Here is a 23,135-nt window from a genome sequence, read left to right as displayed (position 1 = left end):
ATTATGTCATTAACAGCTGGAATTGTGGGATTACCCAATGTTGGAAAGTCAACATTGTTCAATGCTATTACTAACGCGGGAGCAGAGATGGCTAACTATCCGTTTGCTACAATTGATCCTAATGTGGGGATGGTTGAAGTACCTGATCAGCGTTTAGCAAGAATTGATGAACTTATCCCAGCAAAGAAAATCATTCGGACAACCTTTGAATTCACTGATATTGCGGGAATTGTCAAAGGTGCAAGTAAGGGTGAAGGTTTGGGCAACAAATTCTTGGAGAATATTCGTCAAGTTGATGCAATAGTTCATGTTGTCCGTGCCTTTGATGATGATAACATTACACATGTCAGCAATAAGGTCGATCCTTTAGATGACATTGATACTATTAATCTGGAATTAACTCTGGCAGACTTAGAAAGCATCAATAAGAGATATGCTAGGGTCGAGAAAGTTGCGCGAACAAAGGATAAGGAAGCAGTTGCTGAATTCAATGTACTGAAGAAAATTAAACCGGTTCTAGAAGCTGGGAAACCGGTTCGTTCACTTGAATTCGAGGAAGAAGAACAAAAAATTGTTAAGGGATTGTTCCTTCTTACATCGAAACCAGTCTTATATGTTGCTAATATTGCTGAGGAAGATATGGCAGATCCTAGTTCTAACAGCTATGTTCAGCAAATTCAGAAATTTACTGAAGAAGAAGGCTCACAGATGCTGGCAGTTAGTGCAAAGACAGAAGAAGAAATTGCTCAATTAGATGACGCGGATAAGAAAGACTTTTTAGAAGCAGAAGGTGTTGAGGAATCCGGCCTAGATCGACTGATTAAGGCAGCGTACAAGTTATTGGGACTTGCGACATTCTTCACTGCTGGTGGAAAAGAAACGCGTGCATGGACATTTAAACAGGGTATGAAAGCACCTCAGGTTGCAGGAATAATCCATTCGGACTTTGAACGTGGTTTTATCCGTGCCGAGACATTTTCATTTGAAGATTTGGATCAATATGGCAGTGTGGCTGCAGTACGTGAGGCTGGACGTCTCCGCTCTGAAGGAAAAGAATATGTGGTTCAGGACGGCGACATTATTGAATTTAGATTTAATGTGTAGTAATTATGTAAAAGGATGGGGATTATCTTGGCAGAAAATAATAAAGAAACTGAAAGTAAACAAACTCTTCCCAATACGGAAAATGTAACGGAAAAAGTTGAAAAAAAGGACACTGCTGATTTGACGAAACGCAATGTAGAATATTTGTTCAAAATAAAAAAGGTTCTCGAAGAAAAGAATGTTGCAAGTCAAAAGATCGAAGATGCTCTGCAGGCGATGGCCGAAGAACTTAAAGAAAAGCAGCGTCAGGGTATAACTGCTACAAAACTTTACGGAACTGTAAATGAAAAGGCTGAGGAAATTATCAAAGGGCCGAAGAAGGCACCCACAGCAACACCTTTTTGGAAAATCGCATTGGATAATGGATTGATGATGTTCATAATGTTTTGTATCATGTATGCAATCTTGCAACAATTTTCACCAAATTCTTCTCAAATTAATGGTGGATTCTTGACACTTATTGTAACATCGGTTATCGCCGGTGTTGCGATGGCATACTTTTATCGTGCTGCAGGTGATCGCAGAACTAAGGGCAAAAAAGTACCTTTTTGGAAGACCATGCTATTATCGCTTCTCTTGGTTATCATCTGGGTATCAGCGTACACGCTTGTCGTGAATGTCTCTGGTGTGATCAATCAGACACTTGAGCCTATTGTATATGTTATTTTAGCAGTCTTAGTGTTTGGGCTACGTTACTTCTTAAAGAAGAAGTATGACATTAAGAGCACACCATTTTAAAATGGTTATCCGTTTTTTGTCACACACTAAAAAAGCTTTCACTCATCAAATTATGTGGTTGATACCACTTTTGATTGAGTGGAAGCTTTTTATTTGTGCAAATTAACTGTCATCATAATAAGTTACATGAAAATCCGATTTTGATATTTAATTGTTAATCTCGACGACCTTGTTTATTTTCATCTTATTGTCGTGGCTAATCTCCTTATTTAGAAGGATTGCAATTACGATAGACAAGATTGCAAATACGCTTGCACCAGGACCGATTGCAGATAATCCATGACTTGCAACTAGAACCCCACCAGTTGCAGAACCGAGGGAAATTCCAAAGTTAAAAAAGATAGAGTTCAGAGAAGAGGAGAGAACCAACGATTGCGGGTAGTCCTTTTCCGCGACACTAAAGAAGTGTACTTGAATAGGTGAGTTTAATAGATACATTGTGGCTCCTAAGAGAAGAATTACTAGCAATCCCGGCCACTTCATATAAGGCAAGAATATCATCAGGATAAATAAGATTACCTGACAAGAATATACAAGTGGCATCTTCAAAAGCCCATTATTTTCTGCAAGATATCCACTAGCACGGTTACTGATGATTGACATCAACCCAAAAATAAACAATAGCATGCTTAGACTATCTGTTGAAAAATTCAGTTCGGTTGTCAAGATTGGACGTAAATAAGTGTAAAATACATAAATACCACTTGCACTGAGCATTACAAGTAAGGCTCCCAACCAGACACGAGAATCACGTACAAGACTAAGCTGTTCAAGTATTTTACTGCTCTTTGCAATAGGGGCTACAGGCATACTCAAAGTAAAGAGAGCCAATGTTATGATACTGACAACCGCGATTGCAGCAAAGGAAATGCGCCAATTAAAGGTAGTGCTGATCCAAGTACCTAACGGAACCCCGAAAACTGAGGCAATACTAAACCCCGAGAAAACCCATGAAACCAACCATGCACGTTTTTCCAGGGGTGCAATCAGATTGGCAAATGTTAGGGCAAGAGAAACAATAATACCCGAAACCAGCGCAGTCATAATCCGTGAGACTACTAGAATTTCATAATTGGGTGCTATAAAACTCAGTAGATTGCTTAGAATAAAAATAATCATAAACCAAAATAATGACCAAAAATAACGAAATTTTCCAATTAGAGCAGTCAATATGGGAGTTGAGAAGGCATAGACAAAAGCAAAGATCGTTACTAAATAACCAACAGTGGTTACTGGTTTATTAAATTGGTGTGCAAGGTCATTCAAAATGCCAACAATAATGAATTCACTACATCCTAAAACAAAGGCAATTAAAATAAGAATAATAGCTCTGAAATTAAAAGTTCTCACGACAGTGCTCCTCCTCTGAAAAATAATGACACAATCATAATAATATATTTTTTACTCACTAAAAGAAAGCTTTATTTTAATTTTATTGATTTTAGTCGTAAAGTTTCTATTTTTTGCGAAATATGTTGAAAATGTGCTCTTTTTATTATAATATTTTCATGTTATACGAATTATATTTGGCTTAATGGTTAATAATATATGTTTATTGGAGGATGTTTATGCATTTGTTATCAGATTTAATGGCTGCTATTGGAGTAGTATTAAATGGTATTCCACAAGGAATCATGGCAATGGGGCTGGGATTTGCCGTTTTTCCAACAACTTTTTCATTTGTTTTTGCCTCAGCAGTTAATGGAGCTTTTGGCTCAGTAGCCCCGATCTCGTTTCAGGCTGAATCGCTGGCTTTGACTGGGAACTTGGGGAAAGACTTACGGGAACGAACATCCATTATTTTTGGCGGTTCAATAATTATGGCTATTATTGGTTTTACAGGATTATTGCCTAAGATTGTCTCGGTATTAGGCAATAATATTATTGACGGTATGATGGCAGGTGTCGGACTAATGCTTGCCAAGATAGCCGTAGATATGAACAAAGAAAGTAAGAGCAAAACTGGTTGGATTTCAATTCTAGTTGCAGCTATTACATATGTAATTTCGAAAGATTTAGTTTGGACGATTGTTTTATCAGTAATTGTCTCGAGTGCATTTGCGGTTTTTGTAGAACATTATCGTAAAGAATTACCAACTAGCGTGACGGAACGCAGATTTAGATTTTTAAAGCCAACCTTTAGCATGCGAGTAGTCCGCGGAGCACTTGGATTGGCATGTCTCAATATTGGAGCAAATCTGTCATATGGTTTGATAACAGGGCAGATGACTGGAATCAAGCCAAATCCGGTAAACTTGAACCTGTTGACGATTACGCAGTCGCTTGCGGATATGGGAACTAGTCTCCTAGGAGGAGCACCAGTAGAAACAATTATTTCTGCGACGGCAAGTGCACCCGAACCCGTGATTGCTGGAATAATGATGATGCTCATCATGGCACTTATTTTATTTGCTGGCTGGTTGCCTAAAATCGGCAAGTTTGTTCCAAGTTCGTCGATTGCAGGTTTCTTATTTATTTTAGGTGCAGTTGTTATTTTCCCTGAGAATGCTGCAGCTGCATTGAATGGATCAAATAGTCTTGTAGCAGGGATTACATTAGTTGTAACCGCAATTTTTGATCCATTCGTTGGAATAACAACAGGAGCCTTCTTAAAATTCTTATTGCCGTTGATTGGATTGGGGTTATAGAGATGTCAAAATATTACGAATTAAAATTAGGTAATCTTACACGTAAATTGCCATTAATTAGGTTGAATCCGACTCTTACAATTGCTTCTTTTGTGTTGCTGGGGGATGCAGAATTAACTCATTATGCTGCTCAGAAGTTGAGCAAAATGATTAATGAACCATTCGACTATATAGTAACGATGGAGAGTAAGGGAATTCCATTGGCACAAGAACTAAGTCACTGTATGGGGAAAAAACGATACATAGTTCTTAGGAAAAAGGTTAAGGACTATATGAGAGATCCACGTGTTTTGGCGGTCAATGCTATTACCTCTAGTCAGGAGCAAGTCCTAGTGTTAGATGGTGAAGATGCACAAATGATTTCTGGAAAGAAAATTCTACTTTTGGATGATGTAATTAGCAGTGGCGGTTCAATGGCTACTGCAAAGAAATTAGTTGAGGATGCGGGAGGACATGTAATATCGGAAGCTGCTATTTTAGCAGAAGGTGAAGCCAGCGAGCGAAAAGATATTTTATATCTGGAAAAATTACCATTGTTTGATTAGTTCGTTATCAATTGTATTAGGTGAGGCATATTTACTATAAATTTATCTTTTTCGACTATGATTATATGTTAATCAAAAAAAGCGACTACTCACGTCGCTTTTTTTGATTCTCTAAATTTTAACTTCATTCGGATATAGTGTGGAATATGTGACAATGTACCTGAAACATTTCAGGTTCAAAGTTACAGCAATCTAAATATCTAAAATGAGCCAAAAAAGATATGAATTTAATTGTAGACGGATAACATGGTACCGCCTAGTAAATGTAGAGTTTCTCCAATATTTTTTCACCTAATTGTCATTAACAACTTTAATTTCAATCGATTATCTAATTGTGGGGATCAATAAACCTTGGATAACGCTTTATCAATTTAGTGAGGCGTGGAGCTAGCAAGGGATAAATAATAATGTTGCCAAACGCGTGCATTGCGTCAAATGGAATTCCGACTAACCAATAGGCGAATGCAGCAGGGAACCCACCGAGAATTGGTGCTTGAAACAGGCTAACGGCAAAACCATAGACAAAGCCCATGCATGCGGCTATTATGCTGTGAATCAAGAGTGGATGCGAACAATGCCATTGTCCTAACAATGCTACCAGCAAGACAACTGTGAAGTATGCAGCTAGTTGTGCTAATGTCCAATATCCCATACCCATAAACAGGTTGGTAATCAACATACTCAGCATGGAGACCACTGTACCGTCAAAAATACCCATCGTTAGTGTTAACCACACAACAATTGCCGTTATTGGTTGTACATTAGGAATAGAAACGAATGCAAAGCGGCCTACCACACAGAGCGCCGTCATCAAGGCCAAAAATGTTAGACGCCGTGTGCCTATGTGGTTACTTCTGTGCATTGAGTGTAAATGCAACCTTATCGCCCTTGTGTATGGTAGTAGCATCGGCACCTTTGGATGCAGTTTTACCGTTGACCTTATACATCCAATATTTATTTTTCTTCGTATTCTGTGTGTGACCATTGATTGAGGTAATGAATCCCTTTGTAGTTTTTACCTTAAATTTGGACCTAAGTGCTTTTATTATAGTTTCTTTTTTAACCACTACCACATGCTTCTTGGCAACTTGTTTGTGATTTACGATCAATACTATGGTGGCGTGATCGCTATTAGTTTTACTAGTTGATTGTTGAGTACAACCAGCGACACCTGTGGTTATCACCAAAATAGTGAGCATGGTAACGACGAGACGTTTCAAAAAAGACATAATACTATCCTCCATTCTTTAAAGTACACTTATTTAATTGGACATGAACCGTCAACACAATCCTGTTGGCCGACAATTTCCAGGTCCTGATTTTCCAGTCCATGTTCACGGGCATAGACCATTTCAACATCATCGGTAATTTTTGTCAGGCATGCTTTATATTCTGTATTTGTGATTGGTTGTTTCGGTGCCTGCTCGAAGGCATCACCAGCATATGGCAGTAATGATGTTGACTTAATGGCATTTCGATATTTAGCCAATAGGGGAGCAATTTGCTGTGTTTCGCTTGGTTGGAATGTAATCGTGCAGGAAACGGCATTATCTGACCAATATTTTTGTAAAAATGCTTGAGTGGCAAGCTGTTCAGCAATTGATACATTACCTGCACTAGCAAAATGTTCGCTGTCTGCATGTGCGGATTTTACTGGAAACTCGACACACTTAGTATTTTGGGTGTAAACATCTGGTTCAATGTGGTATCCACATTTTTGTAGTACCGGAAGAAGCGGATCACTTTCCTGAAAGCGGATTCTTTGAATCAGATAGTTACTATAGTGAAAGTGCATGCCCTCAGAGACACCAGCGAGTTTTGATACGGTTCCACTGGGTTTAACTGTGGTGTGCTTGATTGATCTATTGCAGGCCAACACAGCAGAATATTCATTGTCAGCTTGTACAACGTTATGGTAAAGCTCATCAATAGCATGAACAATTCGCTTATCAAAGATAGCGTCACCCTCAGTGTTAAATCCTGTCACAACTCGATTACCGAAGTCTTTTAGAAACCAATCTTGAATGCCGGAAAGGGAGACACCAATTCGCCGATTTTTGGCAATACTTTGCCGCGATACCTCCCAGTCGTAGTGACTGAAAGTTATTCTTTTAGTATAACGGGCAGCTAAAGTGACAACGTCTTTTAGTTTCCATCCTTGTTCTTCAGCTATGCTCGGGAATACTTCAAAAAGGTTGCAAGGCTCACCATTTGATAACGAAATTTCACCACAAGGGTTAGTCCCTTCTACAGATGCATCGACATTATTTTGCCGACCATCTGCGATCCGTCCGTAATTTCGTGACATATCTAGATTGAAGATTCCAGGTTCACCATTTTTTGCGACGGCTTCTGCTACGTCACCATAATTTGCGTACTTTTCGTCAGTGATAATACTATTGTTTGAAGCCCAGCGATGGTGATAAAGCTTATCTTTATTTTGTTTCATGGTAATAAAATTATAGTCATTACTATCCCCAAGAGCAATTTCGGCGGAACGTCGCACGTTACCAGCAACAACTGCTTTACCAATCAGGTTACTAATGTCTGTGCAGTCGACCGAGTTGAGCTTTGCGCTGACTTTGTTGTTAATGATGGCGTTTACATCCTTCAACATTTCAATTAATGGAGCAGGTCCTGATGCGGTTCCTCCGAACCCATGAATTCGTACACCCCGTGCACGAATTTTGCTTATGTCAAACACGATCTCCTTGTAATTTCCAATAAAGTGGGCATCAATGAGTTGGGCTAATGCCTCTACCCATCCTTCGCGCGTGTCTGGAAGCACATAAATAAGGGCATCACGGGCAATCAATGCTTTGTCACGGTCTTTAGCTCCTGTTGCCAGGGACTCATCATATGCAGCACTGTCGTGACTAATAATAATTTGCAAATTTATGGCATGATCAACGGCTGGAATCTTTGCAACATTATTTTTTTCAACTGAAAAACCAACGCCACCGCCTTTCATTAACTGGTCAAATAGAAAAGCGAAGGGCATTGAAACAGCTTTTTCGGTCTTTGATACCATAATTGGCTCAATATGGCTATTACCGTATGCTTGTGGACGAATCGCAATAAACCAGCAATTATTAAGTGAATCACCGTTACGCTGCTGATAATCAGTTCCAGAAATCCATAGATTTCGGCCGCTAGGTGTTGCTGCCAAACCATAGATCATCTTAAATAGTTGTTGTGCCTCCATAGACAAAGAATGGACAACTTCTGGGTTTGGATTGTCTTTATGCAAACGAGGATCTAGATTAATATTGCCTTCAACCACCCGTTTCACTGTTTCCGGCCACTCTTCACTGCGGTTTTTGTTAGATATCCAACGTGCATATGTTCGTTTGTATGTTACCCAACCAAGTGGGCCCCAATGTGGCGCAACGTTTTGCATAATGTTGTTAATGACAGTATCTGGTATGGTAATTATTTCTTTCATAACTGTTTCCTCCTAAATAAGCATTTTAATTAAATACAACATATTGTGTACAAAAATCATTATACACACAATATACTGTATTTAAAGTCTTGACTTTTAAAATAAATGCTTTTAACATGATACTGTTTGAAGTGAAATACAAAATATGATTGGAGGACTAAAGATGAAACTGTACACGAAACGTGGCGATCAAGGAACTACTATTCAAATAAAAGGTGGGCAGATACCTAAATATGACCCTCAAATTAAGGCTTTGGGTGATATTGATGAGTTAGATTCGTGGTTAGGTGTTGTTCGTGCTCATATAGATTATGATGGATATGCCAAGTGGTTAGGTAATGAACTTTTAATGTTGCAGACAGAATTATATGAGTTGCTAGCGGATATAGGTGTGCCACGCCATCAAACAATTACTGATACCCACGTAATGCGTTTGGAAGTTAAAATTGATAAATGGATGGGAGAAGTACCTCCATTGAAGGCCTTTGTGTTACCCGGTGGTAACTCAGTTGCTGCTGAAATTCAGTATGCTAGGACCCTTGCACGGCGGGCTGAACGATCAGTGGACTTTTTAGCTACTCAAGATGAATCAATAACAGCATCAATTTTACGGTATACAAATAGATTGTCTGATTACTTGTTTGCAATGGCTCGTTATGTGAATTGGCAAGCAGGTATATCGGAAAAACAGGTATAAATAAAGAACTTAGTTCAAAGGTTAGATAATTTACCTGTTGGATTATAAAGAAATCTAACAGTAGAGTTGGGTCATATTACAAAATAGAGGGGCCGGGTCAAAAGTTATAATTTGAACCGGCTCCCCTATTTACTCCATATAAATTTGTTCCATAAGTCAAAATTTTCCATCTGATTTTGAATTACTCATAGCAAAGTACGCGAAATGTTTGCAATTCTGTATTAATACTCAAGTTTCCCGACTTATGCCACACTTCTTCTTTTTTGTACTTTATCCATTTTATAAGATGGACATATTAGTAACAGGTAGATTTTCTGTCTTTGATCTTGTAGTCACCGAAATAGCATAGGCTAAGTGATATTATTGGGTCAAGTTAATTCATATAGTGATTTCGGTATTCAGTAGGAGATATCCCAGATATTTTAGTAAACACATGATCAAAGTGACTCAAACTATGAAAACCCATGTCAAAAGCAATATGTGTAACTGGATAATCTGGTTTACTGATTAATACTGTTTGTGCCTCCCCAATTCGTCTTGAAATCAGGTAGTTGATGGGTGTACGTAAAAAATTATTTTTAAATTGATGCTGAATATATGAACGTGAGGAATTATTTTCCGTAGACAGGCAAGCAATATCTATGTTCTCCTGAAAATGACGGTCAATATATTGTTTGATTAAGGTAATTTTTTGTGTACCTTCACTAGGAACAATCAATTTTAGTCTTGAATAATTTTGGTAAATTAGCGAATTCAATTGTTGAATAATTAAATTCAATACTAGACTTTCAGCCATTTCTACTTGATTTGACCTTACCAAATGATAGGCATTTTGGGCTAATTCGGCAAGAATAGCAAAATCTTCTTCATCAAGATGCAACAAAAAACTTTTACCAAGCGTTGAAAAAATGTCACCATACAATCCAATACATATCGAAGGTAGGCAGTTTCCTTCTTCGTGAATAACTTCCTTGTTGTAGAAGAGAACATCATTAGCGTATACATTGAAAAAAGTATCCTCTAAGAAATAAGTATTTTGGCCATCTAAAATAAAAGTGATCTCAGATACTGTTTCATGTGAATGAGCTCCACGAAAAAAATAGTGTTCCTCGGTAGTTATTTTATAAATATAAGCCAAACAGCCTTTATCATTATTAAATTCGATTTCTTTATCATTTTGCCAAAAAACTTGTTTCATGAAGTTTCATCTCCTTCTAAATTTGCATAACATAAAAAGATGATTTAGATAAGCATTCAATAATAAAATTAAATGCTCACTAATTAACAAAATGCACAATATAACAATACCATTTCACTGATTATGATACTATGTATCCGTTACCAAGTCCAATTTTTAAACACCTTTAGTTTTAGATTTTATTGTGATTTATTTAATATAGGAGGCGAGAGTATGGGTCTATTAATCGGTTTAATCCCAGCATTAGGTTGGGGATTTCAGTCAATTGTTATGCAAAAGGTTGGTGGCAAATTTACCAACAAAGTAATGGGAATGGTAATTGGCACAACTATTATGGCAATCATTATTTTTATGTTCCATCGACCAGTTGTCACTGCTGATTTGCTTTGGGGATCAATTTTATGTGGAGTTTTCTGGAGCATCGGGCAAATCCTACAGGTTAAATCCTTTGACTTGCTCGACATTTCAATGGCAATGCCAATTAGTACTGGGGAACAATTGGTGGGGGCCTCGCTTTTTGGAGCCATCGTTTTTCATGAATGGACTAGCGGTTGGCAGTATGTTTTGGGTATTGCATCATTAATTATTATTATTATTGGAATTTGGTTGACTACTTTTCAGGAAAGTAAGGTTAACAAAAATAAAAATGTTAAAAGTGGTGTGATTATTTTAACCGTTTCATCACTTGGTTTTGTGGGTTATGCATTACTACCACAAATCTTCAACTTAAATGGGTGGGATGTTTTAATGCCGCAAGCAATCGCAATGCTGATTTCTACAAGTATTCTAGTTGCTTTTCAAAAGGATAATCAAATGTTTGGTAAAAAGACGTTTCAAAACTTGCTAACAGGTGCTTGTTTTGCTGCAGCTAATCTAGCAATTTTGTTTAGTAACGCAATGAATGGTGTGGTAGTTGGTTGGACACTTTCACAATTAAATGTTGTCGTTGCTACTGTTGGTGGGTTACTGATACTGCATGAACATAAAACTAAAAAAGAGTTGAAGTTTACATTGTTTGGATTAAGTCTCGTTGTCCTTGGTGCAATTATGATTGGAGTTACTAAACAATAGATTTAAGGAGGAATTTTAAATGTTAAGACTAGGTTTAGTTGGTTGTGGTGCAATCGCGCACACTCATACAGCAAATATTGTTAATAAATTAAAAGGCGCACAAATTACGTTTGTATTTGATGTTTTCTCAGCCGCAGCTCAAAAAATTGTTCGTGATTATAATTTGACAGCAAAAATTGCTTCTTCAATTGATGAGTTGGTAAATTCTGAGGAAGTTGATGCTGTCTTGGTTTGCAGTCGAAATGATGCACATGTTGAGCCAATCCTAGCGGCAATTAAGGCCCATAAACCAGTTTTTTCTGAAAAACCATTGGCTACTACCTATGAAGATTGTCAAAAAATTGTGGCAGCCGAAATTGAGGAAAATCAGCGCTTTTTGCAGGTTGGTTTCATGCGGCGTTATGATCCGTTCTACCAACAGTTAAAACAAACTATTGATGGTGGGAAAATTGGAAAACCTTTAATGGGATATTGTCGGCATTTTACTGCTGAACCAGCAACAAATTACTTTGAAACACCTAATATGATCAATGATGCTTTTATCCATGAGATTGACATTATTCATTGGCTGTTTGGTGATGATTATGTTTCTGTCCAAGTACAGTATGCTAGACAAAATTCTTTAAACAAAAATGATAATCTTGTTGATCCGCAAATAGCTACAGTAAAAATGAAACAAGGGGCTATCGTCAATACCTATTTAACTCAAAATTCGCAGTATGGGTATGATGTTAAGTGCCAAATTATTGGTGAAAAGGGAATCGCTGAATTACCAGATATGCCGAAATTGGAGATGCATTCAGTAGGCAAAATTTATCATGAAATTGATCATGATTGGACTTATCGCTTTGAGGAAGCATATCAACTTGAAATGCAAGATTTTATTGATCAGGCAACAAGACATGAGGCACCTGCTGGACCAACCGCATGGGATGGACTAGTTGCAGCTTTAACAGCGGATAATGCGGTCGAAAGTCAGCAAAGTCAGCAAGTTGTTGAAATTAAATTACCTGAACGACCTGTACTTTATCAATAAGGAGGTAAAATTATGACTGAAAAAAAACTAAAAATTGCTGTTGTTGGTCTAGGAACCAATGGCTCGATGCACTTTAAGCAGTTACAACACATGGACTCAGTCGAAATCATTGCTGTTGCCGATCCTTTGATCGAATCGCGAAAAGAAACACTTAATTTGTCAGGGATTCCGTTGTTGACTAAGGATTATCATGATATTTTAGTTAATGATGAAGTTGCAGCCATTTTCTTCTTTACACCTTCGTCACAGCATCTACAAAATATTGCAGATGCAGCCAAAGCACACAAAAATATTTTTTGTGAAAAACCTCTTTCAAAAGATGGATCAATCGCGGAATGTAAAGCAACCCTAGAAAAAGTAAAAGAGGCGGGAATTAAACTCCAAATTGGTTTTAATCGTCGCTTTGATCCACAATTCAAACAGATTCATGAACGGGTTAAAAATGGCGAGATTGGAACACCGCAAATTGTTAAAGTTGTTGCGCGTGATCCGTTTGTTATTCCCTATGATTTCATCAAGAACTCTGGTGGATTGATTCAGGATTTTACTGCTCATGATTTTGACATGTTACGTTATCAGGCTGGGAGTGATATTGATGAGGTCTTTATTGAATCATCGATCCTTATAGATCCCAAACTTGCAGAATTTGACGATGTTGATACTCTAACAGCTTCAGTCAAGTTTAAAAACGGGGCTTTAGGTTTGATTGATGAAAGCCGTAAGGCAGTTTATGGGTATGATCAAAGAGTAGAGGTTTTTGGGCCAAAGGGTATGCTGAAGGCCGAAAATGTTTCTAAATCAACTGTTGAATATTATAATGAACAAAATGTTGCTTTGAAAAAACCGCTTGATTATTACTTAAATCGTTTTGAAGAAGCATATCTAGAAGAAAAATCATTATTTGTTAAATCAGTACTTGAAGACTTGTCAGTTATCTGTACTGGTGAAGATGCTCTAAAAGCAATGTGTTGTTCTAATGCGGCTTTAGAATCGCAAAAAATTGGTCGACCGGTAAAAATCCAATATTAATGATTTGAGGGGACTCGCTGTAGATTTACAACAATACTCCGGTTTTCTTCATGTAATTGAACCATTATTTAAGTTTCAACAATTGTGTAAAGTAAAACAAATCTGACTTGTTAGCAAGTAAAAAGTGAGGCCATTGTTATGAAAAAAATAAAAATTGCGGTAATAGGTACAGGTAGAATCGGACAAATGCATATTGAGAATATTGCTAATTTAAGGGAATACTTTGAATTGATAGCGATTGCGGATTCATATAATGATCATCTGGAAGAGATTGCTGAGAAATATCAGATTCCGGTATTCACAAAAAATTATCAAGATGTTCTTACTAATAAGGATGTGGAGGCAGTGTTGATAGCTTCTTCAACTGATACACATGCCGAGATCATAATGGCCGCTGCAGAAAATGGTAAACATATTTTGTGTGAAAAGCCAATTGATACTGAAATAGAAAGAATAAAGAAAGTACTTGCAGTAGTAAAAGAGAAAAATGTCTTTCTTCAAATTGGTTTCAATCGTCGATTTGATCACAACTTCCATAAAATTCACGAGTATGTCACGAATGGATCTTTGGGAGATCCCCAAATCATAAAAGTTTCTTCCAGGGATCCTGAACCCCCTTCGCTTGAATATGTTAAAATTTCCGGTGGACTGTTTAGTGATATGATGATTCATGATTTTGATATGGTAAGGTATCTGAGCAACAGTGAAGTTACCGAAGTTTTTGCTAATGGAGCAGTTTTAGTTGATCCTAAAATTGGAGATGCTGGGGATATTGATACTGCGATTGTAACTTTAAAATTTGCCAACGGGGCTCTTGGTGTTATCGACAATAGCCGCCAAGCTATTTATGGCTATGATCAAAGAGCTGAAGTTTTTGGTTCCAAAGGACAGGCTTTTTCTGAAAATGATCGTTTAAGTAATGTCGAACTTGATAATGCTACAGGTGGGCATGTAGATAAAATTCCAGTCTTTTTTATTGAACGTTATACCCAAGCATATGTTGATGAACTTAAGGCTTTTTATGCGACTGTTACTGAACGCAAGGAACCTGCGATAACAGGATTCGATGGGCTTCAGGCTGTTAAAATTGCACAAGCTTGCCTAGAATCATTGAACACACACAAACCTGTAGTACTTAAATGACGAAACTAAAGATAACGACAATGCAACATACAGCGTTACAAGCAGTAAATGTAGATTCAAATTTTTGATTATCTTTTTTCGTCGCAGCCAGACTTAAAATAAAAGTAATCAGTGGTACGATACATGTTGTTGATTAATGCAGCAAATTACTTCGTTAACTAATAAGCGGTTTTATGTAAATAAAAACTAAATTTTTAGGGCTATATTACTTTTACCGAGCTTGAATAATTTGCCTTCCTGTCTCATTGATAGGGGGGCTGTTTGTTTGGAAACAACTACATGTTTTAGCTTTTAATGATATTTATCTCGCTAATAAGAATATACATATATATCAAAGTCATCTCAAATAATAGTAGAAGAGGGATAAAAAGTGGTGAATTATGTCTTTTACTTTTTATATATAAATATGATGGATTTCAATATTGTGTACAAAGAAAATTATTTGCCCTAGAATTAAAGTAGTAGACTTTTATTTTATTGTTGTGTAATTGAGTTTATAACGGAGAGGCGATTATTGATGGATAGTGACAACCAAGATAAGAGTCAAACCAGTTTTTTGAAATATTGTGTGTATGTTATTTCGCTGGGAGGCTTTTTATTTGGATATGATACGGGAGTTATTAATGGAGCTTTAGCATTTATGAGTAAGTCAACTGAGCTTAATCTAAACCCAACATTACAAGGTGTAGTTTCAAGTTCATTGATTCTGGGAGCTTGCATTGGAGCGTTAGGATGCGGCCGAGTTGCCGATCATATCGGGCGTCGGCGAACATTAAGACTTATTGCCATCGTATTTACGATTTCTACGATTTTATGTGCGTTTGCAATAAATTTTTGGTTGATGGCATCTTTTAGATTTATTCTGGGTGTTGCGGTTGGTGCAGCATCAGGCATTTCGCCAATGTATTTGGCAGAGATTTCTCCCAGAGCCGTCAGGACGGTCAACGTTAATAAAAATGCTATTGCAATTGTTCTAGGTCAGCTCGTTGCTTTTGTTGTTAATGCGATTTTAGGAAATGTTTGGGGAGATTGGTCTCCTATCTGGCGAGTAATGATTTTTTCAGCAAGTATCCCTGCAGTAATTCTATGGATTGGATCATTCAAAATTGCTAATAGTCCAATTTGGATTATGGCTGAGAAACAGTATAAAAAGGCCAAGGGTATTTTTAAGAAATTAGGCTTTAACAAACTAGCTTACAATAAGTTAAAGGAAAATTCTGTAGAGGAAGAGGAGACCGAAGTTTCATGGAAAAATATTTTAAAGAATAAGAGTCTATGTTATCTGCTGGTTTGCGGAATGTTGATTGCTTTAATTCAGCAAATCTCAGGTGTTAACGCGGTGATGTATTACGGTACCATATTGATGGAAAAGGTAGGAATGGGGCAAGGTGATTCTTTATATGCCAATATTTTAATTGGTTTTGTTTCACTTATCGCAAGTCTTGCAGGCACAAGATTGATTGACAGGTATAATCACAGAAAGATGCTTGTAGTAGGTTTGATAGGTAACGTTTTATTCTTATTTTTACTTGGAATGACTATGAAAACTGCATTATTTTCACAGATGGTTACTAATGTTTTGGTTCTGGTATTCTTGGCACTCTTTCTTGCGTGCCATCAAGGAATTGTCAGTCCGGTTACATGGTTAATTTTGACTGAGATTTTTCCAAATAGGATTAAAGCACGACTAATGTCCGTTTCTACGGCGACAGTATGGCTTTCTAATTTTGTGATTAGTCTGATTTTCCCAGTTCTTATATCTGTTGTTGGGACTGCAACGGCCTTCTTTGCATTTGCAATCACAAATAGTATAAGTATTGTTTTTTCAACGCTTGTTTTAAAAAATAACAAATTACGAAAAGCATACAAGGCAGGTATGGAATTAAAATAGTTAGTATCAGTAGATAAAGAAAGTAGGAGATATTATGGTTGAATTCTACATTAAAGATGAAGTAACTCATGAATTGCCCGCAAATGATTTGCCAAAATTTTACTCTTTTGGTGTACCTACATATACTAATTTGGGTGATCAAGCGGTGTCTTTGGCCCAAAAAAAGTATATTGAACATGAGTTTCCAGAATATCAATTCATTGAGATTCTGGAAGATGATAATGATGAGGGAATTGAAATAGTCAAAAAGGCTATTAGACCAGGTGACATTGTTTCATTTGTTGGCGGAGGGAATATGGGCAGCTTGTATACTGACCATGAAGAGGCTCGTCGCAAAGTATTTTCAACATTTGTTGATAATCTGACAATTTCATTTCCACAATCAATGCATTTTGAAGATAACGAACATGGTAAGGCTGAAGAAAAGCTGAGTCAAGAAGCCTATGCAAAGAATCCGCATCTTTTTCTAATTGCACGGGATGCACAGAGCTATCATCGGATGCAGACAACTTTTAAAAATAAGGTCTTGTTTACACCTGATATGGTTTTGTATATGAAACCTGTGAAACATGAGGTTGAGAGGTCGAGTGCACTGATCGTGTTGCGGCATGACAGCGAAAAAATTGTGAAGCAAGAAACTGTTGATGGAATAAAAAATATGTTGAGTGAGAATCATAGCGTAGACGAAACAGACACAGTTCTTGACACGGTCAAGCGAATTACTCCGATTAATCGCGAAAAATTGTTCAAACAGGAGTTGGAACTCTTCGCAAAACAAGAGATTATTGTGACCGATAGGTGGCATGCAATGGTATTCTCTGTATTGACAGGTACGCCTTGCTTATTGTTTGGAAATAGTTATGGTAAAGGGAAACACGCTTATTTTGATTGGTTAGAGCATATTAATTGGGTAAGCTATACTGATGAGGACGATCTGGAGAGGATTCAACAGCAAATCAATGAGCTTATGCAAGTTCAAACACATGAATACGATATTAAGGATGATTTCAATCAACTAAGACATGTAATACAGTTAAATTCAAATAAGTATGATCTATAATTTTTCAGAGGAGAATCCATCTCTGATAAAGACCCAAAAAATACCATAAATAAATAATAGTAATAAATTCTGAGAAGTTTGGTAATTAAAGATGAGAATTAATTCACCGACAGCGAAGAAAACTGAGCAGGTAATATATGCGGATTTAAAATAATCACGATTTTTTGATTTGTAGGCATCATGTTTTTTCTCGAACAGATGAAAAAAGATGAGTAAAAATAAAATTAGAATTATAGATATAGCCAGGGCTAGGGAAATTGAATTTTTAAAAAAAAGTAGCATAGGAACAAAAGCCAGAAAGTATATATTAGCATAAAGGCCATATTTCCAATCAAATGTTACTTTTTTTCTATTGTTTTTCATTTATAACTCCCCCTTTAACCTATTCTATATTATATCTTTGGATTCAAAATTAGTGAAGTAATTATTTAAAGAAATAATTCTTTTCCGAGAGAATAAGAAATAAGATTCAGGTCAAAATGTAATTTCTTGACCTGAATCTTATTTCTTATATATGGATATGTTTCATAAGTTGAGTTTTCCAGTTAGTCTTCAATCACTCATACAACTCATACAATTAGTGAGGCATAACAACTATTAGTGGTTTATACCTATAAATTCTCCCAAGCAGCCGATCCGATTGTTGGGAAAATATGGATAATTCTTTCAACTTGTTCAGGGGTTAGCTTTAGTTCAATTGCCGGTAACAGAGTGTTAATAACATCCTCAGCATGATTACTTATTTCTGTCGCACCCACAAGCTGGTGAGACTTGGTGTAGATTAATTTATTTTCACCAAATGTTTCTTTTTCAACATTACGATACCAATTATCTAAAACATTGTTCGTTGAAACAGTTAAATTATCATCCTCGGCCGCTTCTTCCGGTGTAATACCAATTCTTGCAATTCTAGGGGTAGTGAAAACGGTTGAAGGAATTGCCGGATAGACAATCGGTTGTTTTGTTGCACCGGTGAAGGTCTTCATCAGATAAAGTGATTCGAAAATAGCAGTAGGAGTTAGCTTGGGCTGATTCTTCTTTATAACATCACCGCTCGCATAAATATGGGGAATAGTTGTTTGTAAGTAGTCGTTTACAATAATTCCATCCTTGTCATAGTCCACTCCAATTTCTTCTAGACCAAGACTTGTTGTGTTGGGAATGCGCCCAGTTGCATCTAAAATCCAATCAGCTTCGATTTTTTCCGTATCATTGTAATGAATGGTTTTATTACCAAAGTCATCTGAAAATGAGTTAATGTTTGCATTTTTGATAAAACCTACGCCAGCATCACTGAGTTTGGTAATTATTTTTTCTACAAAAGGTTGATGAAATCTTCTTAATGCTTTATCTGCACGCATAATAACTGTGACTTGAGAGCCAAATGCAGATGCGATTGAAGCAAATTCCATTCCAATGTATCCCGCACCAATAATAGCGATACGCTTAGGCAACTTTTTTAAATTCATAAAGGCATTGCTGTTATTTACAATTTGACGACCTGGTAAATCAAGTTGATGCGGATGCATGCCAGTAGCAATCACAAATTTTTCTGCAGAGATTTTCTTTCCATTCACTATAATAGTGTGAGAATCGATAAAATGTCCGCGACCTTTAATCAGGGTAATCCCGTTATTTTTCATTAAATCAGCGATAAATTCAGGAAGAGCATCGATTACTTCATGCTTGTGTGCAACTGTATTTTGCCAATTCAGCGTTAAAGATGGATTGACAAGCCCTTGCATCTCACTTACCTGATTAGCGAGTGCAGCGGGAGCTTCAAGTGTGATTTTTGCATTGCACCCTCGGTTAGGACAAGTACCACCAACCAATCCGCTTTCAACAACAGCAACTTTGACACCTTGTGCAGCTAGTGGAATTGCACCATCGAATGTACCATGACCACTTCCAAGATATAAGACATCGTAGTCATAAGAATTTGTGGACATAAAAAGACCTCCTCGCTTTAAACAGACAGTTACTAGTTAATATAACCATATCGCAGCGGGAGGTCTTAAACAAAATAAATGCCTAGTTATTTTGCTGATTGTGCACTCAAAAAAGTTATTGCGAAATCTTGATAAAAATCAATTGCTTTTAGGTAAGAATCAATAGCAACGTACTCGTTGCTTTGATGTGAAGTATTGGAACCTGGTCCTATAACGATACTGTTGAATGAACCTTTTGCCTGCAAGAACTCTGCACCATCATTAGCGCCTAAACTACCAGTAATTGCTGCTGGTTTTTCCCAATATTTTGAATGAACCTTCTTAGCAATTTGAATTATCGGTGAGTCAGGACTACCGGGAATGGCTTCTTCAGGAAAACTATATGTGATTGCGAGACTAAAGCCCTTCTGTTTATTTAGTTCGGCAATAATTTGCTCAAGTTCTGCATAAAATAATTTGTTCGGATATTGAGGAATCGTACGGATATTTCCCAAAAGTTCTGCGTAGGAAGGAATATTGTTAACCTGTTCGCCACCGTGGATAAACGTAATATTGTGGGTAACACCACCAAGAACTTCATCTGTTGCAGTAAATTTAGCCAAACGAGCTTTTGCAAGTTTGTAGAACTCAACTAAGTTATCGATTGCATTGATTCCATATTGTGGGCGAGCGCTATGAGCAGATTTCCCTTTGGAAGTTACTTTGTAATCAATCACCCCGCGGGCTGTATAAACAATTCTTTGCATGTTATCAGTTGGTTCTGCGATTAATAACCCGGCTAATTTATCTGCATAGCCCAGCTTGGTTAGCTGAGCAGCGCCATACTCGCCAGTTTCTTCACCGACTGTTGCTAGAAGTCGAATTTGGCCAGGAAGTTCGCTCTTTTTTTCGAGTAATTCAAGCAATGCAACAACCAAAGCTGCTAAGCCACCTTTCATGTCAGCAGCACCACGTCCAAAAACACAATTGTTCTTGATTGTTGGTTCGAAAGGTGCAGTTGACCAGTCAGTTAGATTGCCAGGTGCAACAACATCCATATGTCCAGAATATCCCAAGATGGGTCCAGAATTGCCAATAGTTATTACCAAATTATCACGGTGAGGAGCGTAAGAAACTTTTTCGATCTTTGCAGTCGAATAGTTAGCAAAAAGTGATGCAATATAATCGGCCACCTCTGTCTCATTATCATTAACTGACTCAATTGCCAAAATTTTTTTTAAAATTTCAATTTTTGCTTTTTTATCCATTTTTAATCACCAGTCATTCTTCATATTTGTATGATAGTATTATAGCACCTAAATGCATAAAAATTAATTTTAAAATCAATTTATCGATACTATTGAGTAAAAATGTCGTTTATCAAATTACATAGTGAATATATATGTAATCGACAAAAAACTGAATCAAAATATTATTCTTGATTCAGCTTCATTTTTGTTATTCTTTGTAGTTTTAAAAGACAGTAGCTATATTTTTAATGTTTGTCCAACATAAATTAGGCTAGTGTTGGAAATGCTGTTCAAAGAAGCCAGCTTGCTAACAGTAGTACCATATGCTTTAGCGATAGCAGACAGAGTATCACCCGATTTAACAGTGTAAGTTGACGCTGAACCGGAACTAGTTGACGAAGAAGACGAGCTAGCGCTGGATGATGTTGCTGTTGAACTACTGCTCAGTTTTAAGACTTGTCCAACATAAATCAGACTAGTATTAGAAATGCTGTTCAAAGAAGCAAGAGCACTAACGGTAGTGCCGTAAGTTTTGGCAATACTGGATAAGGTATCACCTGATTTTATTGTGTAGGTTGCCGAAGAACTAGAACTAGTTGCCGAAGAAGTCGTTGAACTAGAACCGGACGACGATGCTGAACTAGAACTACTGTTTAGTTTTAAGACTTGCCCAACGTAAATCAGACTAGTGTTAGAAATGCTGTTCAAGGAAGCAATAGTGCTAACAGTAGTGCCATAAGCTTTAGCAATGGCGGACAAGGTATCACCTGACTTAACGGTGTAAGTTGATGCCAAGCTAGTTGCCGAGGAAGTCGTTGAACTAGAACTGGATGTTGCTGAACTAGAACTACTGTTTAGTTTTAAGACTTGCCCGACGTAAATCAGACTAGTGTTAGAAATGCTGTTCAAGGAAGCGAGCGCACTAACGGTGGTTCCGTAAGTTTTAGCAATGGCGGACAAGGTATCACCTGACTTAACGGTGTAAGTAGATGCCGAGCTAGTTGCCGAGGAAGTCGTTGAACTAGAACTGGATGTTGTTGAACTAGAACTACTGTTTAATTTTAAGACTTGTCCAACATAAATCAGACTAGTGTTAGAAATGCTGTTCAAGGAAGCGAGCGCACTAACAGTAGTGCTGTAAGTTTTAGCAATGGCGGACAAGGTATCACCTGATTTAACAGTATAAGTAGATGCCGAACTAGTTGACGAAGAAGTCGTTGAACTAGAACTACTCTTTAGTTTCAAGACCTGCCCCACATAGATCAGATTCGTGTTAGAAATGCTGTTCAAGGAAGCGAGTGCACTAACAGTAGTGCTGTAAGTTTTAGCAATGGAAGACAAGGTATCTCCCGATTTGACAGTATAGGTAGTCGCTGAACTGGAACTAGACGCAGATGGCGTAGAAGTAGATGAACTGGATGAAGAAGTTGTTGTTCCACTGTATTCGAATGCCAATTCATCCCAAGCGGTCAAGTTATATTCCTCTATTAGTTCTTCAAGCTTTGAGGTATAGTCAACATCAGTTGCATATCCATCTTCATAAATCAATGTTGCAACGGTATCTGCATCGGTCTCTCCAACTAAGTTACTGTATCTGGAGCTACTTGCTAATAATTCAGAATGGTCAGTTATACTGTCATTGTCGCTATCGTATACACGAAATTCGGCATACACCGTATGATAAGAGCCACTGTAATATTCAGAAGTTTTCAGCGTTACTGTTGTTCCAGTCCAAGAACTACCAGCTTTGATACCAAATAAGTTGTGGTATGTACTAGCTAATGATGATGTTCCCCAGCTACTTTCGAGAATTGCTTGGGCTGCAGTTACCGACGGAAGTATCTTATATTTAATCCATCCTTCAATTGCACCAGAAATGATTTCGTTAAGGAAAGAAGAGACTTTTGAGCTGTAAGTAGAGGTATTGGAAGCCTGAATTTTTTCAATCGCTGCTTCAAGCTCACTTTCTGTTAACGTTCCTGTCGTACTGGTTGTACTAGAAGTGCTAGTTGTTTCAGAAGCTTTAGTCGCGGCAGAACTAGAAGTAGAACTTACACTGGAAGAAGTGGCAGCAGACTCAGTACTTTGAGAGCTGGCAGCGCTACTTGACTCAGAAGTTTGACTAGCATCGGAGCTAGAGGTATCCGCTGAACTAGAAGTAGAACTTACATCGGAAGAAGTGGCAGCAGACTCAGTACTTTGAGAGCTGGCAGCGCTACTTGACTCAGAAGTTTGACTAGCATCGGAGCTAGAGGTATCCGCTGAACTAGAAGTAGAACTTACATCGGAAGAAGTGGCAGCAGACTCAGTACTTTGAGAGCTGGCAGCGCTACTTGACTCAGAAGTTTGACT

At 37.4% G+C, this 23,135-nt stretch carries 20 protein-coding genes; 11 read left to right on the top strand and 9 right to left on the bottom strand.

The window, feature by feature from the left end:
* The first annotated feature begins 3 nt into the window (after positions 1–3).
* Together ychF and IV36_RS04290 are read left to right on the top strand one after the other, a co-directional pair.
* Positions 4–1,104 (top strand): redox-regulated ATPase YchF, encoded by a 1,101-nt coding sequence (gene ychF / locus IV36_RS04295; protein ID WP_056990956.1) that lies wholly within the window; start codon positions 4–6, stop codon positions 1,102–1,104.
* Between the two features lie 27 nt (positions 1,105–1,131).
* On the top strand, positions 1,132–1,842 hold the full coding sequence (locus IV36_RS04290; protein ID WP_056990955.1) for a DUF1129 domain-containing protein: 711 nt from the start codon (positions 1,132–1,134) through the stop codon (positions 1,840–1,842).
* 147 nt (positions 1,843–1,989) lie between these two features.
* On the opposite strand, the gene IV36_RS04285 is transcribed toward IV36_RS04290, so the two are convergent.
* Positions 1,990–3,192 (bottom strand): MFS transporter, encoded by a 1,203-nt coding sequence (locus IV36_RS04285; protein WP_056990954.1) that lies wholly within the window; start codon positions 3,190–3,192, stop codon positions 1,990–1,992.
* Between the two features lie 218 nt (positions 3,193–3,410).
* On the opposite strand from IV36_RS04285, the gene IV36_RS04280 reads away from it, so the two are divergent.
* Positions 3,411–4,490, top strand: coding sequence for a hypothetical protein (locus IV36_RS04280; RefSeq protein WP_056990953.1), 1,080 nt, complete (start codon positions 3,411–3,413; stop codon positions 4,488–4,490).
* A gap of 2 nt (positions 4,491–4,492) precedes the next feature.
* A complete protein-coding gene (locus IV36_RS04275) occupies positions 4,493–5,035 on the top strand; it encodes a phosphoribosyltransferase family protein (protein WP_056990952.1) in 543 nt (180 codons plus the stop codon).
* Between the two features lie 328 nt (positions 5,036–5,363).
* On the opposite strand, the gene IV36_RS12535 is transcribed toward IV36_RS04275, so the two are convergent.
* From IV36_RS12535 to nrdJ, 3 genes are read right to left on the bottom strand one after another with little or no spacing between them, the layout of a single operon-like run.
* Entirely contained in the window at positions 5,364–5,897 is a 534-nt protein-coding gene (locus IV36_RS12535) for an ECF transporter S component (protein WP_056990951.1), read from the bottom strand.
* The gene (locus IV36_RS04265) at positions 5,884–6,264 is read right to left on the bottom strand and encodes a DUF4430 domain-containing protein (protein WP_010078094.1); all 381 of its coding nucleotides are present in this window, start codon (positions 6,262–6,264) and stop codon (positions 5,884–5,886) included. The genes IV36_RS12535 and IV36_RS04265 overlap by 14 nt, the downstream gene beginning before the upstream one ends.
* Before the next feature lie 29 nt (positions 6,265–6,293).
* Positions 6,294–8,480 (bottom strand): ribonucleoside-triphosphate reductase, adenosylcobalamin-dependent, encoded by a 2,187-nt coding sequence (nrdJ, locus tag IV36_RS04260; protein WP_056990950.1) that lies wholly within the window; start codon positions 8,478–8,480, stop codon positions 6,294–6,296.
* Between the two features lie 163 nt (positions 8,481–8,643).
* Between nrdJ and IV36_RS04255 the strand changes: the two genes are divergently transcribed.
* Positions 8,644–9,177, top strand: coding sequence for a cob(I)yrinic acid a,c-diamide adenosyltransferase (locus tag IV36_RS04255; RefSeq protein ID WP_056990949.1), 534 nt, complete (start codon positions 8,644–8,646; stop codon positions 9,175–9,177).
* A 373-nt stretch (positions 9,178–9,550) separates the two neighbouring features.
* On the opposite strand, the gene IV36_RS04250 is transcribed toward IV36_RS04255, so the two are convergent.
* Complete coding sequence (locus IV36_RS04250) at positions 9,551–10,375, bottom strand: AraC family transcriptional regulator (RefSeq protein ID WP_056990948.1); 825 nt, start codon at positions 10,373–10,375, stop codon at positions 9,551–9,553.
* A 213-nt stretch (positions 10,376–10,588) separates the two neighbouring features.
* Here IV36_RS04250 and IV36_RS04245 point away from each other — a divergent pair, with 213 nt between their 5' ends.
* From IV36_RS04245 to IV36_RS04220, 6 genes are all read left to right on the top strand, one after another.
* Complete coding sequence (locus tag IV36_RS04245) at positions 10,589–11,446, top strand: GRP family sugar transporter (RefSeq protein WP_010078098.1); 858 nt, start codon at positions 10,589–10,591, stop codon at positions 11,444–11,446.
* A 19-nt stretch (positions 11,447–11,465) separates the two neighbouring features.
* The gene (locus IV36_RS04240; RefSeq protein ID WP_056990947.1) at positions 11,466–12,482 is read left to right on the top strand and encodes a Gfo/Idh/MocA family protein; all 1,017 of its coding nucleotides are present in this window, start codon (positions 11,466–11,468) and stop codon (positions 12,480–12,482) included.
* Between the two features lie 12 nt (positions 12,483–12,494).
* Complete coding sequence (locus tag IV36_RS04235) at positions 12,495–13,511, top strand: Gfo/Idh/MocA family protein (protein ID WP_056990946.1); 1,017 nt, start codon at positions 12,495–12,497, stop codon at positions 13,509–13,511.
* 138 nt (positions 13,512–13,649) lie between these two features.
* Complete coding sequence (iolG, locus tag IV36_RS04230) at positions 13,650–14,654, top strand: inositol 2-dehydrogenase (RefSeq protein ID WP_056990945.1); 1,005 nt, start codon at positions 13,650–13,652, stop codon at positions 14,652–14,654.
* 517 nt (positions 14,655–15,171) lie between these two features.
* Positions 15,172–16,545: a sugar porter family MFS transporter gene (locus tag IV36_RS04225; protein WP_056990944.1), complete on the top strand. Its 1,374-nt coding sequence runs from the start codon at positions 15,172–15,174 to the stop codon at positions 16,543–16,545.
* Positions 16,546–16,579: 34 nt separating this feature from the next.
* Positions 16,580–17,605 carry a polysaccharide pyruvyl transferase family protein gene (locus IV36_RS04220; protein WP_056990943.1) on the top strand — a complete coding sequence of 342 codons (1,026 nt, stop codon included), beginning with the start codon at positions 16,580–16,582 and terminating at the stop codon, positions 17,603–17,605.
* On the opposite strand, the gene IV36_RS04215 is transcribed toward IV36_RS04220, so the two are convergent.
* The 4 genes from IV36_RS04215 to IV36_RS12525 all read right to left on the bottom strand — a co-directional run.
* Positions 17,600–17,968, bottom strand: a complete 369-nt coding sequence (locus tag IV36_RS04215) for a hypothetical protein (protein ID WP_056990942.1) — start codon at positions 17,966–17,968, stop codon at positions 17,600–17,602. The two genes, IV36_RS04220 and IV36_RS04215, sit on opposite strands and share 6 nt — an antisense overlap.
* A gap of 248 nt (positions 17,969–18,216) precedes the next feature.
* Positions 18,217–19,554: a dihydrolipoyl dehydrogenase family protein gene (locus tag IV36_RS04210; protein WP_056990941.1), complete on the bottom strand. Its 1,338-nt coding sequence runs from the start codon at positions 19,552–19,554 to the stop codon at positions 18,217–18,219.
* An 86-nt stretch (positions 19,555–19,640) separates the two neighbouring features.
* Positions 19,641–20,801, bottom strand: a complete 1,161-nt coding sequence (locus IV36_RS04205; protein WP_056990940.1) for an ArgE/DapE family deacylase — start codon at positions 20,799–20,801, stop codon at positions 19,641–19,643.
* A 219-nt stretch (positions 20,802–21,020) separates the two neighbouring features.
* Positions 21,021–23,135, bottom strand: a 2,115-nt coding sequence (locus IV36_RS12525) for a LysM peptidoglycan-binding domain-containing protein (RefSeq protein WP_082623711.1), incomplete at its 5' end; no start/stop codon positions are given.

The sequence above is a fragment of the Liquorilactobacillus mali genome, assembly GCF_001437155.1.
Taxonomy (GTDB): Bacteria; Bacillota; Bacilli; order Lactobacillales; family Lactobacillaceae; genus Liquorilactobacillus; species Liquorilactobacillus mali_A.
Note: the sequence above shows the minus strand (reverse complement) of the source record. Positions and strands in the feature narration are given on the sequence as shown.

What these genes read in the sequence shown, in the direction of transcription:
- ychF (WP_056990956.1), top strand. Translation starts at nt 4, where the DNA reads ATGTCATTAACAGCTGGAATTGTGGGATTACCCAATGTTGGAAAGTCA.
- IV36_RS04280 (WP_056990953.1), top strand. Translation starts at nt 3,411, where the DNA reads ATGCATTTGTTATCAGATTTAATGGCTGCTATTGGAGTAGTATTAAAT.
- IV36_RS04275 (WP_056990952.1), top strand. Translation starts at nt 4,493, where the DNA reads ATGTCAAAATATTACGAATTAAAATTAGGTAATCTTACACGTAAATTG.
- IV36_RS12535 (WP_056990951.1), bottom strand. Translation starts at nt 5,897, where the DNA reads ATGCACAGAAGTAACCACATAGGCACACGGCGTCTAACATTTTTGGCC.
- IV36_RS04265 (WP_010078094.1), bottom strand. Translation starts at nt 6,264, where the DNA reads ATGTCTTTTTTGAAACGTCTCGTCGTTACCATGCTCACTATTTTGGTG.
- nrdJ (WP_056990950.1), bottom strand. Translation starts at nt 8,480, where the DNA reads ATGAAAGAAATAATTACCATACCAGATACTGTCATTAACAACATTATG.
- IV36_RS04255 (WP_056990949.1), top strand. Translation starts at nt 8,644, where the DNA reads ATGAAACTGTACACGAAACGTGGCGATCAAGGAACTACTATTCAAATA.
- IV36_RS04250 (WP_056990948.1), bottom strand. Translation starts at nt 10,375, where the DNA reads ATGAAACAAGTTTTTTGGCAAAATGATAAAGAAATCGAATTTAATAAT.
- IV36_RS04245 (WP_010078098.1), top strand. Translation starts at nt 10,589, where the DNA reads ATGGGTCTATTAATCGGTTTAATCCCAGCATTAGGTTGGGGATTTCAG.
- IV36_RS04240 (WP_056990947.1), top strand. Translation starts at nt 11,466, where the DNA reads ATGTTAAGACTAGGTTTAGTTGGTTGTGGTGCAATCGCGCACACTCAT.
- IV36_RS04235 (WP_056990946.1), top strand. Translation starts at nt 12,495, where the DNA reads ATGACTGAAAAAAAACTAAAAATTGCTGTTGTTGGTCTAGGAACCAAT.
- iolG (WP_056990945.1), top strand. Translation starts at nt 13,650, where the DNA reads ATGAAAAAAATAAAAATTGCGGTAATAGGTACAGGTAGAATCGGACAA.
- IV36_RS04225 (WP_056990944.1), top strand. Translation starts at nt 15,172, where the DNA reads ATGGATAGTGACAACCAAGATAAGAGTCAAACCAGTTTTTTGAAATAT.
- IV36_RS04220 (WP_056990943.1), top strand. Translation starts at nt 16,580, where the DNA reads ATGGTTGAATTCTACATTAAAGATGAAGTAACTCATGAATTGCCCGCA.
- IV36_RS04215 (WP_056990942.1), bottom strand. Translation starts at nt 17,968, where the DNA reads ATGAAAAACAATAGAAAAAAAGTAACATTTGATTGGAAATATGGCCTT.
- IV36_RS04210 (WP_056990941.1), bottom strand. Translation starts at nt 19,554, where the DNA reads ATGTCCACAAATTCTTATGACTACGATGTCTTATATCTTGGAAGTGGT.
- IV36_RS04205 (WP_056990940.1), bottom strand. Translation starts at nt 20,801, where the DNA reads ATGGATAAAAAAGCAAAAATTGAAATTTTAAAAAAAATTTTGGCAATT.